Source organism: Bradyrhizobium sp. USDA 3256 (assembly GCF_054058275.1).
In genome coordinates, this window is record NZ_JBSSAE010000002.1 from 3,992,310 (window position 1) to 4,006,593 (window position 14,284).

12 protein-coding genes and 1 tRNA gene are annotated in these 14,284 nt (G+C 64.8%); 5 read left to right on the forward strand and 8 right to left on the reverse strand.

Annotation, left to right across the window (positions count from 1 at the left end; translation table 11 throughout):
• Positions 1-11: 11 nt before the first annotated feature.
• Positions 12-758: a response regulator gene (locus ACVWY5_RS20645; RefSeq protein WP_050384832.1), complete on the reverse strand. Its 747-nt coding sequence runs from the start codon at positions 756-758 to the stop codon at positions 12-14.
• Between the two features lie 204 nt (positions 759-962).
• Between ACVWY5_RS20645 and ACVWY5_RS20650 the strand changes: the two genes are divergently transcribed.
• Positions 963-1,871 carry a DUF3313 domain-containing protein gene (locus tag ACVWY5_RS20650; protein WP_028352167.1) on the forward strand — a complete coding sequence of 303 codons (909 nt, stop codon included), beginning with the start codon at positions 963-965 and terminating at the stop codon, positions 1,869-1,871.
• Between the two features lie 8 nt (positions 1,872-1,879).
• Here the strand turns inward: ACVWY5_RS20650 and ACVWY5_RS20655 are convergent, their stop codons facing one another.
• Both ACVWY5_RS20655 and ACVWY5_RS20660 read right to left on the reverse strand, forming a co-directional pair.
• Positions 1,880-3,493 (reverse strand): acyl-CoA synthetase, encoded by a 1,614-nt coding sequence (locus ACVWY5_RS20655; protein ID WP_028335444.1) that lies wholly within the window; start codon positions 3,491-3,493, stop codon positions 1,880-1,882.
• Between the two features lie 77 nt (positions 3,494-3,570).
• A complete protein-coding gene (locus ACVWY5_RS20660) occupies positions 3,571-4,335 on the reverse strand; it encodes a FadR/GntR family transcriptional regulator (RefSeq protein ID WP_028335443.1) in 765 nt (254 codons plus the stop codon).
• Positions 4,336-4,519: 184 nt separating this feature from the next.
• On the opposite strand from ACVWY5_RS20660, the gene ACVWY5_RS20665 reads away from it, so the two are divergent.
• The gene (locus tag ACVWY5_RS20665) at positions 4,520-5,725 is read left to right on the forward strand and encodes an ABC transporter substrate-binding protein (RefSeq protein WP_028335442.1); all 1,206 of its coding nucleotides are present in this window, start codon (positions 4,520-4,522) and stop codon (positions 5,723-5,725) included.
• A gap of 64 nt (positions 5,726-5,789) precedes the next feature.
• Here ACVWY5_RS20665 and ACVWY5_RS20670 read toward each other — a convergent pair.
• Positions 5,790-5,865, reverse strand: a tRNA-Trp gene (locus ACVWY5_RS20670).
• 181 nt (positions 5,866-6,046) lie between these two features.
• Between ACVWY5_RS20670 and ACVWY5_RS20675 the strand changes: the two genes are divergently transcribed.
• The gene (locus ACVWY5_RS20675) at positions 6,047-7,270 is read left to right on the forward strand and encodes a serine hydrolase domain-containing protein (protein ID WP_028335441.1); all 1,224 of its coding nucleotides are present in this window, start codon (positions 6,047-6,049) and stop codon (positions 7,268-7,270) included.
• A gap of 167 nt (positions 7,271-7,437) precedes the next feature.
• Here ACVWY5_RS20675 and ACVWY5_RS20680 read toward each other — a convergent pair whose 3' ends face one another.
• Both ACVWY5_RS20680 and ACVWY5_RS20685 read right to left on the reverse strand, forming a co-directional pair.
• The gene (locus tag ACVWY5_RS20680) at positions 7,438-8,205 is read right to left on the reverse strand and encodes an SDR family NAD(P)-dependent oxidoreductase (RefSeq protein ID WP_026192903.1); all 768 of its coding nucleotides are present in this window, start codon (positions 8,203-8,205) and stop codon (positions 7,438-7,440) included.
• 76 nt (positions 8,206-8,281) lie between these two features.
• Complete coding sequence (locus ACVWY5_RS20685) at positions 8,282-8,989, reverse strand: histidine phosphatase family protein (protein ID WP_028335440.1); 708 nt, start codon at positions 8,987-8,989, stop codon at positions 8,282-8,284.
• Between the two features lie 139 nt (positions 8,990-9,128).
• Between ACVWY5_RS20685 and ACVWY5_RS20690 the strand changes: the two genes are divergently transcribed.
• A complete protein-coding gene (locus ACVWY5_RS20690) occupies positions 9,129-9,914 on the forward strand; it encodes an SDR family NAD(P)-dependent oxidoreductase (RefSeq protein ID WP_028335439.1) in 786 nt (261 codons plus the stop codon).
• A 652-nt stretch (positions 9,915-10,566) separates the two neighbouring features.
• Positions 10,567-11,736: an acetylornithine deacetylase gene (gene argE / locus ACVWY5_RS20695; protein ID WP_028335438.1), complete on the forward strand. Its 1,170-nt coding sequence runs from the start codon at positions 10,567-10,569 to the stop codon at positions 11,734-11,736.
• A 112-nt stretch (positions 11,737-11,848) separates the two neighbouring features.
• Here argE and ACVWY5_RS20700 read toward each other — a convergent pair whose 3' ends face one another.
• Both ACVWY5_RS20700 and ACVWY5_RS20705 read right to left on the reverse strand, forming a co-directional pair.
• The gene (locus ACVWY5_RS20700; protein WP_028335437.1) at positions 11,849-12,763 is read right to left on the reverse strand and encodes a DMT family transporter; all 915 of its coding nucleotides are present in this window, start codon (positions 12,761-12,763) and stop codon (positions 11,849-11,851) included.
• A 370-nt stretch (positions 12,764-13,133) separates the two neighbouring features.
• Positions 13,134-14,192 (reverse strand): phosphotransferase family protein, encoded by a 1,059-nt coding sequence (locus tag ACVWY5_RS20705; protein ID WP_028335436.1) that lies wholly within the window; start codon positions 14,190-14,192, stop codon positions 13,134-13,136.
• Positions 14,193-14,284 lie beyond the last annotated feature (92 nt).

Below are 14,284 nucleotides of genomic sequence, written 5' to 3' on the forward strand. Positions count from 1 at the left end.
CGCCCATCCCATCAGAGCGGCTCGACCGCGGGCGTGAACACGTAGCCGCCGAGCCGCACCGTCTTGATCATCGAGCGGTCCTTCGGATCCGGTTCGATCTTCTGCCTGATGCGGCTGATGTGAACGTCGACGCTGCGCTCGACCGATGCGATCAGGCCGCCGAAGGCCTGCTCGATCAATTGCTCACGTGACAGCACCTGCCCAGGATTGCGGCAGAACGCCAGCAGCAGATCGAACTCGGCACCGGTCAGCGTGATCCGAACGCCCGCGGGGTCATGCAGCTCGCGGGTGGTGGGGTTGATGCGCCATCCGGCAAAGGTCAGCGGACGCGGCCGTGACCGCGACGAGGCGCCGCTCTCGACGCGGCGCAGCAATGCCCGGATGCGGGCGACCAGCTCGCGCGAATTGAACGGCTTGGTGACGTAGTCATCGGCACCGAGCTCGAGGCCGAGGATGCGGTCGATGTCCTCGCCGCGCGCGGTGACCATGATGATCGGAATCGAAGACGACATGCGCAGGCGCCGGCAGATGCTCAGCCCATCCTCGCCCGGCAGCATCACGTCGAGTACGACGAGATCAAAGCTCTCGCGCTTGAGCAGCGCGTCCATCTCCACGGCCGAGCCGACCAGCACCGGTCGGAAGCCGTTGTCCTCAAGCACCTCAGCCAACATGCGCGCGATATCGGCATCGTCCTCGACGCAGAGGATGCGTGCGTTGGTGACGGGGAAAGCCACGAGGTCGTATTCCAGGATTTGCATCACGGCATTTTAGAGGCCTCGGCCCCGGATGCGCAGCGCGCAAATATAGCGTTTTGTTAAGCCTGCACGGCCAAATGTGGCTCAAATAGGTCGCGCGGTTTCGCGAGCTACATCTGACTTAATATCTCTTAATCCCGACCCGGGCGGCCCTGCCCTATCGTGACGTCCGATCGTTCGTGGGGTGAGCGGTCGTTCGAGGGGTACATGAGAATCGAATTTCTGCCGGGCGCTGCGACTGATGCGCAGAGCACGAGCCGGGCGTCGCGCAATGGTCAGCCCAATTGGCCGTCCCTGCTTGCCACCGCTGCGGTAGTGGTGGCGTTGTTGTCGGGCTGTGCCAGCGCACCGATGACGCGGGGCGGGTCATTGGCATCCTACGACAATCTCACGCCGTCCGGCGGAGTGCTGGCGAAATCGCTGGTTCGCGTCAACAAGGACGAGGTCCTCGCTGCGAAGACGGTGCGGATCGTCCCGACGACCTTCTCGCAGGCAGCGTCGCCGACGCTGTCGCAGGAGCAGCGGCACCTGGTGGCCAACGCGATCGATCGTTCGCTGTGCGTCGGCCTGAGCGAGCGGCTTCAGGTCGTTGGTGCCGATCATCCTGCGGATTTGTCGTTGCACGCGCTTGTCACCCAGGCGGCGCCCACCGACGAGGTCGCGGCGGGCACTTCCAAGGTGGTCAGCTTCCTGCCGAGCGCGCTCGGCGCAGGCGTGCCGGTACCGGTGCCGCGGTTGCCGGTCGGGCTTGGCAGCCTGACCGTCGAAGCCGAGGTGCGCGATCAGGCCAGCCGCCAGCAGGCGGCGATGATCTGGGCCCGCGGGGCGAATTCGTTCACCAACTCGCCCATGGTCTCGAGCGCCGGTGACGCCTACGATCTCGCCCCTTCCTTCAGCGACGATTTCAGCAAGCTCGTCGTCACCGGCAGCACGCCGTTCGGAAAGGCGCCAGAGCTGCCATCGTTCGACAAGATTGGCGCGACGCTCGGCGGCAAACCGAAATACGCGGCCTGCGAGGCGTTCGGCCGCAGTCCCGGCCTGGTCGGAATGGCCGCCGGCAAGCTTGGCTTGCCGCCGGAATGGTCGGACAAGGCGCCGGCGACGGCTGGCCAGTAGACCGCCGCCTAGCCGGCGAAGCTCTTCTGCACCGCCTGGTCCAGCGTGGCGCCGCCGACATAGCGCTGGCGCAGCTCACGCTTGAGCAGCTTGCCACTCGGATTCTTCGGCAAGGCATCCACGAAGATGACCTGCTTCGGCACCTTGAAATGAGCCATCGACGCCGCGCAATGCTTGATCACCATATCGGCATCGAGGCTTTCGCCGGCCTTGACCACGACGATCGCGGTCACCGCCTCGATCCAGCGCGGATCGGGCAGCCCGACCACCGCAACCTCCGACACCGAAGGCAGGCGATAGATCATCTCCTCGACCTCGCGGCTCGCGACATTCTCGCCGCCGCTCTTGATCATGTCCTTCACGCGATCGACGACGGTGATGTAGCCGTCGGCATCAATGGTCGCGAGATCGCCGGAATGAAACCAGCCGCCGGCGAACGCGGCCGCGGTCTTGACCGGATCGTTGTAATAGCCGGACAACAGATGCGGCGAGCGATGCACGATCTCGCCGACCTCCCCGACCCCGACGTCGGTCATGTCCGGCCTGACCACCCGCGTCTCGACATTGATCGCGGGCTTGCCGGCCGAGCCCGCCTTCGGCAGCTGGTCCTCCGGCGTCAGCACGGTCGCGAGCGGCGCGATCTCCGTCTGGCCGTAGAAATTCCAGAACTTCACCTCGGGCAGCCGCCGCTGCAACTCGAGCAGCACCTCGACCGGCATGATCGAAGCGCCGTAGTAACCCTTGCGCAGGGTCGACAGGTCGGTGCGGTCGAACGCGCCCGAGCGCAGCATCGCGATCCAGATCGTCGGCGGCGCGAAGAACGAATTGATCTTGTGGGCCGCGATCAGCGCCAGGACATTGTCAGGCACCGGCTTGCCGGTAATGAGACTTGTGGCGCCGAGGTAGATCGCGGGCCCCAGGAAAACGTCGAGCTGCGCGCAGTGATAGAGCGGCAGCGCGTGCAGCACCGTGTCGTCCGTCGCCATGCCGCCGTCGATGATGCAGCTGACATACTGCCACATGACGGCTTCGTGGGTGAGGATCGCGCCCTTCGGCAGCGACTCGGTGCCGCTGGTGTAGATGATCTGCGCGGGATCGCGGCTGTCCACCGACGCCTCCGGCGCCGACGCGTCGCTGTGCAGCAGGCTGTCGAACGTCGTGATACCTTCGGGCGCGGTGGCCGGATCCTCGCCCGGCAGCCAGATCAGGGTCTCGACCGCCGAGCCCTTGGCGGCGGCGGCATGCGCCGTCTCCACGAAGTCGGGGCCGACCGCGAGCAGCTTGGCGCCGGAATTGGCGAGGATGAAATTGATCTCGTCCGAATTGAGCATGAAGTTGATCGGCACCAGGATCGCGCCGATCCGGGCCACCGCAAAGCGCAGCGCGGCGAAGCCGTGCGAGTTGCGCGACAGCACCGCGACGCGATCGCCCTTCGCAACGCCGAGCGCGAGCAAGCCTCGGCCGAGCCGATTGCAGATCGCGTCCATCTCCGCAAAGCTCCAGCTTACCGCGCCGCAGATCAGCGCGGTCTTGCCGGGGTAGCGCTTCGCCGACCGGCGCAACAGATCGCCGATGCTGTGCTCGCGGGCGCGCTGGATGGTTGCTGCGATGTCTCCGCTCATTTGTCCCTCCCGAATGTGCTTGTTGTCGTGGTCTTGTTTTCGTCTTGTCTTGGCCGCTTGTCTTGGCCGCGCCGTCGCTATTGCCGCGCGGCGTAAGCGTGTTCCATGTAGGTGTGCTCGACCGAGCGATCGAGCGAGGCGATCTTCTCGAAGCCACGCCGCCAGTCCTGCAGGTGCCGCCGCGTCCACAGCACGCCGGCCTCCTTGTCGCGCCGCTTGATCGCATCCAGGATATGGCGATGCGCCTCGACGAGGCGCGCGCCGCCCTCCGGCACGCCGCCGACGATCATTTCGGTGGTTGGAAAGAACAGCTGCGCGGCGGGCTCGCGGGCGAGCTGCAGCACACGGTTCTGCGAGGCCTTGGCCATCAGCACGTGGAATTCCACGTCGCACTCGGCAAGCTCCGCCGGATTGCCGATGACATCAGCGCTGCGTTCGAGATTGCCGGCGAGCTCGGCGATGTTCTCGTCGGTCGCGCGCTCCACCGCGCCCTCGACGCTCGCGACCTCCAGCGTCATCGAGGTCTCGAACAGTTCGCGGAACGTCACCTCGTGCAGGATCAGTGCACGGGACAGTCGCGTCGCGAGCTTGTTGTAGCGCGGCAGGCAAGCCTGCAGTCGGCGGCTGGAATCGCGGCGGATCAGCCCGCCCTCCTCGAGCACGCGAATGCCTTCGCGTACCGTCGAGCGGTTGACGCCGAACTGCGCGACCAGCTGCTGCTCGGTGCCGATCGGCTCGCCCGGCTTGATCCGGCCGTTGATGATCTCGCGTTCGATCGCGTCGGCGACCTTCTGATAGGCCGGCGCGACATCGATGCGCCGGAACAGCGGCGTGGTGGGCATCTAAGCTCCCCCGGCTCCCGATTGTCGTTTGTCGGACAAAGGATAGGCGAAGGCCCTTGGGGCGTCAAATGAGCAATATCCGGCCTGATTGTCGCACCCAAGCGGCCGGAATTGACACCGGAACCGGGCAAATCTAGCTTTGTCGGACAAACTGATAAGAACACCTTCGGGGAGGCACGCCATCATGAAATCCATCGTCACGAATCTGTCCGCCGCCGGCCTGATCGCGGCTGTGCTGGCAGGGCCGGCGCTCGCGCAGCAGGCGCCGCTCAAGATCGGCGTGCTCACGGATTTCCAGTCGGTCTATTCGGACATCGGCGGCGCCGGCAATGTCGAGGCCACCAAGATGGCGATCGAGGAGTTCGGCGGGTCGATGTTCGGCAAGCCGATCGAGCTCGTCACCGCCGACGCCCTCAACAAAGCCGACGTCGCCGCCACCATCACCCGCAAATGGTACGAGGCCGAGAATGTCGACATGATCATCGACATGCCGACTTCGGCGACCGCGCTCGCCGGCATGGAGATGTCGAAGCAGTTCGAGAAGATCATGATCGTGACGGATGCGGCGAGCTCCGACATCACCGGCAAGTCCTGCTCGCCCTACACACTGCACTGGACCTACGACACCTACGCCAATGCCCACACCGTCGGCAGCGCGATCGTGAAGAACGGCGGCGATACCTGGTTCTTCATCACCGCCGACTATCTGTTCGGCCATTCGATCGAGCGCGACACCGGCGACGTGGTCCGCGCCGCCGGCGGCAAGGTGCTCGGCAGCGCGCGGCATCCGCTCAACACGCCGGACTTCTCGTCCTTCCTGCTGCAGGCGCAGGCCTCGAAGGCCAAGATCATCGGCATGGCCAATGGCGGCGCCGACACCATCAACACCATCAAGCAGGCCTCCGAATTCGGCATCGTCGCGGGCGGGCAGAACCTCGCCGGCATCGTGATGTTCATCTCGGATATCCACAGCCTCGGGCTGAAGCTCGCGCAGGGCCTGATCATCACCGAGGCCTACTACTGGGACCTCAACGACCGCACCCGCGCCTTCGGCAAGCGCTTCTTCGAGCGCATGAAGCGGATGCCGACGATGAACCAGGCCGCGACCTACAGCGCCACCCTGCACTACCTCAACGCGGTGAAGGCCGCCGGCACCAAGGAGACCAAGCCGGTGCTGGCCAAGATGCGCGCGACCCCGGTCCGCGACGCCTTCACCGACAACGGCGTGGTGCGCGAGGACGGCCGCATGGTGCACTCGATGTTCCTGTTCGAGGTCAAGAAGCCCGAGGAATCGAAGGCGCCGTGGGATTACTACAAGGTGCTCGCCGAAGTGCCCGGCGACCAGGCGTTCCGGCCGCTGAAGGACGGCGGCTGCCCGCTCATCAAGTAGGCAAACATGATCATGGCCGGGGTCGGGGACCTCGGCCAACACCTTCAAATGATTGGGTAAAAGCTGGCAGGAGTGGCAGGGCTCGAACCTGCGACCCCCGGTTTTGGAGACCGGTGCTCTACCAATTGAGCTACACTCCTGCAGGGAACCAGCGTCGCCGCCGGTTCGCGCCGTTTCAAGCACAGGGCATGGCCGGTTTGCAAGGGCGAAGCGGTGAAGCTTCTGTTCATTGCAAAACTTCTGCGCCAGACTTCGGCGATCATCCCAAAGATCACCCCACGTCGGCACCTCGCCGCAAGAATCAAGAACCAGGGAGAGACCATGAACGCCCAAACCGCCACCAAGCACGCCGCCAGCCCGACCACCCCCTCCCTCCCCCTCGCCAAGCCCGAATCGATCGGACTATCGAGTGCGCGGCTGCAGGCGATGTCCGACACCTTCCGCCGCGAGGTCGACAAGGGAACCGTGCCCGGCGTGACGGTGCTGGTGGCGCGGCGCGGCCAGATCGGCTGGTTCGACGCGATCGGCCGGCAAAGCCCGACCGCCTCGGCGCCGATGGCCCATGACACGATCTTCCGCATCTTCTCGATGACCAAGCCGATCGTCTCGGTCGGCATCATGCAGCTGCTGGAGGACGGCCACTTCCTGCTCAACGACCCCGTCGCGAAGTTCATCCCCGAATTCGCCGAGACCAAGGTCGGCGTCGAGAACAACGGCAAGCTCGAGCTGGTACCCGTGCAGCGGCAGATGACGATCCAGGACCTGCTCCGCCACACGTCTGGACTTACTTATGACCACACCGGCAACGGCCCGGTGCAGCAGCTCTACCAGCAGTCGCGGCTGCGCAGCCGAAAGATCACCAATGCCGAGCACGCCACCATGCTCGCCGGCATGCCGCTGGTCTGCCAGCCCGGCGCCGAGTGGAACTACAGCCGGTCCACCGACATCCTCGGCCGCATCATCGAGGTCGTCAGCGGCAAGACGCTCGGCGCGTTCCTCACTGAGCGCATCCTCTCGCCGCTGCAGATGACCGAGACCGCCTTCCATACCGGGGAAGCCAATGCCGGCCGCCTCGCCGAGGCGTTTGCCAACGATCCCTGGACCAGCGAGAAGGTGCAGCTGTTCAACATGCTGGAGCAGCCGGCGATGGAATCCGGCGGCGGCGGACTGGTTTCGACCACGATGGACTACGCCCGCTTCGCGCAGATGCTGCTGAACGGCGGCTCGCTCGACGGCACCAGGATCATCGGCCGCAAGACGCTCGAATTCATGGCCTCCGATCACCTCGGCGCCGGCGTCACGATTCGGGGCACGCTGGTGTCGCCCGGCCACAGTTTCGGCCTCGGCTTCGCCGTGCGCATGCAGCAGGGCATCGCGCCGTTCTCCGGCTCGGTCGGCCAGTATTTCTGGAGCGGCATGGCCGGCACGTTCTTCTGGATCGATCCGAGCGAAGACCTGATCGCGGTCTTCATGATGCAGGGCCCGGGCCAGCGCGAATATACCCGCTCGCTGGTGCGCAGCGGCGTGTACGCGGCGGTGGAGTAATCGCCGCGCTCCCCTCGTCCTCAACACTGTCATGCCCCGCGCATGCGGGGCATCCAGTACGCCGCGGCAGTCGTGATGAATCGAGAGGCCTCGGCGTACTGGATCACCCGCTTTCGCGGGTGATGACACCTTGAGTGCGTGGCGCGCTTTGCGCGCCAACGAAGACGTCAGCTGATCGTCGCGCCGCCGTCGATCACGATGGTCTGGCCGGTCATGAAATCGCCGGCGCGCGAGCCCATCATCACGGCGGCGCCCGCGATCTCGTCCGGCACGCCGATCCGCAGCAGCGGCGAGCGCGCGGTCGAGGCCTTCAAATTGTCCGGATTGTCCCACAGCGCCTTCGCAAAGTCGGTCTTGATCAGGCCGGGCGCGATGCAGTTCACGCGGATATTGTGCTTGCCGTATTCGCAGGCGAGGTTGCGCGCGAGCTGCATGTCGGCGGCCTTGGAGATCGCGTAGGCGCCGAGGATGGTCGAGCCCTTCAGGCCGCCGATCGAGGACACGATGATGATCGAGCCGTCCTTGCGCTCGATCATCTGCGGCACCACCATCGAGATCAGCCAGTTGTTGGCGACGATGTTGTTGTCGAGGATCTTGCGGAACTGATCGTCGGAGATGCCGGCGAGCGGACCGTAGTAAGGATTGGACGCCGCGTTGCAGACCAGTACGTCGATCTTGCCGAAGGCGCGGTTGCTCTCGTCGACCAGGTTCTGCAGGTTTTCCTTCGACGAGATGTTGGCCGCGATCGCAACCGCGGTGCCCTTGCCGTAGCTGTCGTTGATCTCCTTCGCCACCTGCTCGCAGACGTCGGCCTTGCGCGAGGAGATCACGACCTTGGCGCCGTGCTCGGCCATGCGCTCGGCGATCGCGCGTCCGATGCCGCGCGTCGAGCCGGTGATGACGGCGACTTTTCCCTTCATGTCGAACAAGGTCATGTTTCTCTCCCTGATGTTACGGTGTTTGAATTCTGCGGTGAGCTTAAGCAGCGTCGTGGGGTTGCGATAGCAGCAATCACGCAAGCTTGCTCGCCGGCCTGACTTCAGGCCCGGATGGCTGATGCATCGCGGCGTGGCGCGGATCGGCAATCCACGGCTGCTGGTTCACCATCGGCAAGCGCCAGGTCGACAGGCCTGCGCTCGCGATGTGATCAAGTCGCGTCACCGAGACATTATCGATATCGAACGACAGCCCCCTGTCCGGCTGGCCGCCGAGCGCCAGCCCGACCGCGGCCTTGATCACGCCGCCATGGCCGACGGCGATGATATTCCTGCCCGCTTCCGCGGCGGTGATCCGCACAATGGTGCGGCAGACGCGGGTGTAGAGATCCATGTAGCTCTCGCCGCCGGGCGCGGGATCGTTGACGTCGGCGAACCAGGCCGTACCCGGCGGACGACTGGCGAGAAACGCGGCGCGGTTCATACCCTGCCACTGGCCGAGATGCTGCTCGGCGAAGTCGCGTTCCTGCGTCATGCTTTCCGGCTTTGGAAACCCGGCAGCCCAGATCGCGTCCGCGGTCTTGTGCGTGCGCTTCAAATTGCTCGAATACCAGACCGCATCGCGCGGCAGCATTTTGGCGACCGCCTCGAACACTTCGACATCGCCGGTGTCGCAGTCGATATCCTCCTGTCCGTAAATGTTGCCGCCGTCGCTGCGCACCGGCGCGTGGCGAACCCACCACCACCGCGTCACCTTTACGTCAGGCTTGTCTGGATTGGACATCGGATGAGCCCTTCAATAGTGTCCCGTCTCGCTGTACGTCACGCCGCACATCGTCTCAAGTGCTTCGGACGTTTGAAATTTTGTTTGAATTCCGTCGCGCGGCAGAGGCGCCACGGATCACGTGAACAGGGAGAAACTCATGGGTCGCCTCGAAGGCAAATCCGTCATCATCACCGGCGCTGGCAGCGGCATCGGCCGCGCCGCCTCGCTGCTGTTCACGAGGGAAGGCGCCAAGCTGATCGCGGTCGATCGAACCGAGGGCGTGAACGAGACCGCCAAGCTGGTGCGCGATGCCGGCGGCACCGTCGAGGCCGTCACCGCCGATGCCGGCTCGGAGAGCGACGTGAAGGCCTTCATCGAGAAGGCGGTTTCGAAGTACGGCAAGCTCGATGCGATCTGGGCCAATGCCGGTGTCAGCGGCGGCCTCGTCCCGCTCGCCGACCAGACCGTCGAACACTGGCAGGAAGTGCTGCGCGTCAATTTGATCGGCCCGTTCCTCGCGATCAAGCATTCGATCCCGCACATGACCAGGCAGGGCTTTGGCTCGATCGTCTGCACCGCTTCCGTCGCGGGCCTGAAGTCGGGTGCCAGCGGACATCCCTACGGCGCGAGCAAGGCCGGCGTCATCAGCCTGGTGCAGACCACCGCCTACTCGCTCTCCGGCACCGGCGTGCGCATCAATGCGGTGTGCCCGGGCCTGATCGAAACCGGCATGACCAAGCCGGTGTTCGATCGCGCCAAGGAGCGCGGCACCCAGGACAAGATCGGCCAGCTCAATCCGCTCAAGCGCGCCGGCCAGCCGCACGAGCTCGCCGCGATGGGATTGTTCCTGGCAAGCGATGATGCGTCCTACGTCAACGGCCAGGCCATCCCGGTCGACGGCGGCCTCACCGCATCGATGCCGTATGCGGGCAAGCCGATCTAGCGAGGCCGCTCTCCGTTCGCTGGGCCGGTGAAGTCCGAATGGCGTGGTGACGCGGCCACGTCCACCACTGTCGTCCCTGCGAAAGCAGGGACCCATACTCCGCAGCCGGGGTTGTGAGCGGGACTCGTCGTTCCGACGTCGCGCGGTTATGGGTCCCGGCCTTCGCCGGGACGACGGCAGTGGATGGTCTCCGATTCATGATGACAAATGCGCGGTGTCATCACCCGCGCACGCGCGGGTGATCCAGTATTCCAGAGACGTCTGTGCTTGAGCCGAGAGGCCGCGACGTACTGGATCGCCCGGTCCGAGCCGGGCGGATGACAGCCGAGAATGGGGATACGGTTTCGCATTCTCGCGACATGAATCGCCCGAGTCTTGAATCGCCCAAGTCTTGCCTTTCGTTCCGCCCTAGGTCCGCGCAACGCGCGCGACCCGATGATAAGCTCCACGAGACCCATCATCTCGCCGCGCGGATATATTCGATGGGTTTCGCTTCGCTCTCCCCATCCTACAGGCCTGGACCTGCAATAACCGCCGGCAACGGTCCGAATATTGCTTGGCCTTGGCAGGCCAACCAGCTGCTATACTTCGCTGGGAGGATCGCCCGTACACGCGTAGTTCCTCGCACAATCCCCTCGCAAACGAACAGGCAATGCAAAATCAACGTTCCGACCGCATCCGCAAGCTATTGGCCGACCTCGTCGCCTTCGACACCGTCAGCGACCGCAGCAATCTGCCCCTGATCGACTACATCGAGCGCTACCTCGCCTCGCTTGGCCTCACGGGGCAACGCATCGTCGATGAAACCGGTCAGAAATCCTCGTTGTGGGTCACGATCGGTCCCGAGGACAAGGCCGGGCTGGTGCTGTCGGGGCATACCGATGTCGTGCCGGTTGTGGGACAGGACTGGAGCCACAACCCGTTCGAGCTCGTCGAGCGCGATGGCCGGCTGTACGGCCGCGGCACCACCGATATGAAAGGCTTTGTCGCCGTTTGCCTCGCGATGGTTCCCGAGATGCTCGCGGCCGATCTGAAGACGCCGATCAATCTTGCCATCTCCTATGACGAGGAGATCGGTTGCGTCGGCGTGCGGCCGATGCTGCGCGAGGTCGCGCGCAAGCCGATCAAGCCGCTCGGCTGTTTCGTTGGCGAGCCGACCCAGATGCAGGTGATCATCGGGCACAAAGGCAAGCACGGCGTGCGCGCCACCTTCCGCGGGCTCGCCCGCCACTCCTCGATCGCGCCCGACGGCGTCAACGCCATCGAATATGCCGCCGACCTCATCACCGAGATCCGCCGCCGCGCCGCGTTGCTGGCCGCGGATGCCGAACAAGGCAGCCTCTACGATGTCCCGCACTCGACCCTGCTCACCAGCATCGTGCACGGCGGCGCCGCGCTGAACATCGTGCCCGACAGTTGCGTGGTGGAATTCGAATGCCGCGGCATCGGCATCACCGAGTCGAGAGAGGTGACGGACGCGATCATCGCCTGGGCGAAGGCCGAGATCGAGCCTGACATGCGCAAGCGGCACCCGGAATGCGGCATCGACTTCGAGGAGATCCTCGATTATCCCGCACTCGACACCGCCGCCGACGCCGCCATCGTCACGCTCGCCAAGCAATTTGCTGGCCGCAACGACCACGCCAAGGTCGCCTTCGGCACCGAGGCCAGCCTGTTCGTCAGCATGGCGGACGTGCCGTCCGTCGTGGTCGGCCCCGGCTCGATCGCACAGGCGCATACGCCGGACGAGTTCGTCGAGATGTCGCAGCTCGAGGCTTGCGGCGCATTCGTCGCACGGCTGATCGCACATTGTGCGAAGTGATTCGCAAATGATTGCGTAGGATGGGTAGAGCGAAGCGAAACCCATCACCTCGTATCAGCGGCGTCATGATGGGTATCGCTGCGCTCCACCCATCCTACGGATCACGGATGCCTCACAGCCCATCCGGCGGCAGGCCCGGTCCGGTCGCGGCGGGACGGAGCTTGTCGCGCTTGCGCTCGCGGTAGAAGGCATAAAGGCCGGAAGCGACGATGATCGCGGCACCCGCGAGCATCGGACCGTCGGGCTGGTGGCCGAAGGCGAGATAGCCCGTCAGCATCGCCCACGGCAGCGCGGTGTAGCGGAACGGCGCCACCGCCGAGATGTCGCCGGTGCGCAGTGACACGATGATGCACTGATAACCGATCAGGATCAGGACCGCGGCCAATGTGAGCAGGCCGAGCGCATTGCCGGACGGCGCCCGCCAGCCGCCGAGCGGGACAAGGACGACAGCACCTGCCGTCGTCACGGTCACGGTGGTGAGCAGCGTGATGAACACCGTCGGCAGATGCTTCGGGATGCGGCGGGTCGCGAGATCGCGCACCGCGCAGAACCCGACCGACGCCAGCGCCAGCAGCGCAGCCTGGCTGAAGCCTTCCGCGCCGGGCCGAACGATGACGAGCACGCCGATGAAGCCGGCTGCGATCGCAAGCCAGCGTCGCCAGCCGACCGGCTCACCGAACACCAGCGCCGCGCCGAGCGTGATGACCAGCGGCAGCGCCTGGAAGATCGCCGAGGCATTGGCGAGCGGGATCTGCGCGATCGCCGAGAGATAGGTCAGCGTGCCGCCGATCTCGCCAAGAACGCGCAGCCCGACCGGCCAGATCAGCAGCACGCTGAAACTGCGCAGCGCGTCACGGTACCAGGCGAGCGCCGCGACCAGCACCATCGCGACCAGGCCGCGCACCAGCAGGATCTCGCCGATATTGAGCTCCGCCGACACCGCCTTCGTGATGGTGTCGTTGACCGTGAAGCTGGCCATGGCCGCAGCCATGAACAGGCTGCCGCGAAGATTGGAGGAAAGGGTCAAAATGAAAATGTCCGATCAGGACCAGGGCGGGCGTTGACCGGACTGACTTGCCAAAGCGGCAGCGCGAACTCAAGTCACAGATGGCTACAATGCGGAAACATGCCGCACCGTGCAGCGGCGGCGCGAACTTGGAATCGCGATCGGCCTACAGCTCCTTCGCCCCGTTCTTCCGGGATTCGAGACGAGCGAAGGCCGCTCTTCGGGGATTTCGGTGAGGTGTTCTCTCCGCAAGCGATGTGCGTGGATAGTCCGGTACTCCCTCACCCGGATCGCATTTCGCTTCGCTGCATGCGGTCCGACCTCTCCCCGCCGCGAGGCGAGGTAGAAAGAGAAGCGGCGCGAACCCTGAGGACCGCGCCGCTTTCTTGGATCAAGTTGCGCCGGCCTTCTGCGCATATTCCCATGACGCCTGCGACAGCGGCACGGTGCGCTTGGCCGACTCGAGGGCCTTGGCATTCGACGCGGTGCCGTCGCGCACCCGCCCCGCAATGCCCTGCGTGATGCCGGCAAGACGGAAGAGATTGTAGGAGAAATACCAGTTCAGGTCGGGCACCGGGATGCCGGTCACGTCGCAGTAGATCTGCGCCGCCTCATCCTGGCTCGGAATGTTCAATGCCTTGAGGTCGGCATTGACGAGGCCCGGCATGGTCCACTGCATCAAGAGGTAGGTGAAGTCGGCCATGGGATCGCCGAGCGTCGACAGTTCCCAGTCGAGCACCGCCTGCACCCGCGGCTCGGTGGCGTGGAAGATCATGTTGTCGAGGCGATAGTCGCCATGAACGATCGAGACGCGCTTCTGCTCCGGAACGGTTTTCGGCAGCCACTCGGCGAGCTTCTCGAATTCGGGAATGTGCTGGGTTTCGGAGGCGCGGTACTGCTTGGTCCAGCGATCGACCTGCCGCGCAAAATAATTGCCGGGCTTGCCGAAGTCGCCGAGGCCGATCGTCTCGGGATTGAACAGATGAAGCTTGGCCAGCGTCTCGATCTTGCTGGCGAAGATCTTGCGGCGCGCGTCGGGCTCCTGGCTCGGCAGCGTCGGATCCCAGAACACCCGCCCCTCCTCCATCGACATGATGTAGAAGGCCGAGCCGATCACCGCGTCGTCGGTGCACAGCGCGTAGGCTTTCGCGACCGGGAAATTCTGCTTGCCAAGCGCCGCGATCACGCGGAACTCGCGATCGACCGCATGCGCCGACGGCAACAATTTACCGAACGGCTTGCGCCGCATCACGTAGTTGCGGCCGGGAGTCTCCAGCTTGTAGGTCGGGTTGGACTGGCCACCCTTGAACTGCAGGACCGTGAGCGGGCCCCGATAGCCTTCGACGTGTTCCCTCATCCAGGCGTCGAGACTGGCCTCGTTGATACGATGGCGCTCCTCGACTTCCCTTGTGCCGGAAAATTCTTCGTCTTTCCTGACGCCGTCCGCCACGATGACGCTCCCTCAACTCGATTTTTCAAGGAGCGCGTCGGGGCGCTCCCTCAATCAGGCTGGCACGCCAGCCTGATCTCTCTTTTCATTCT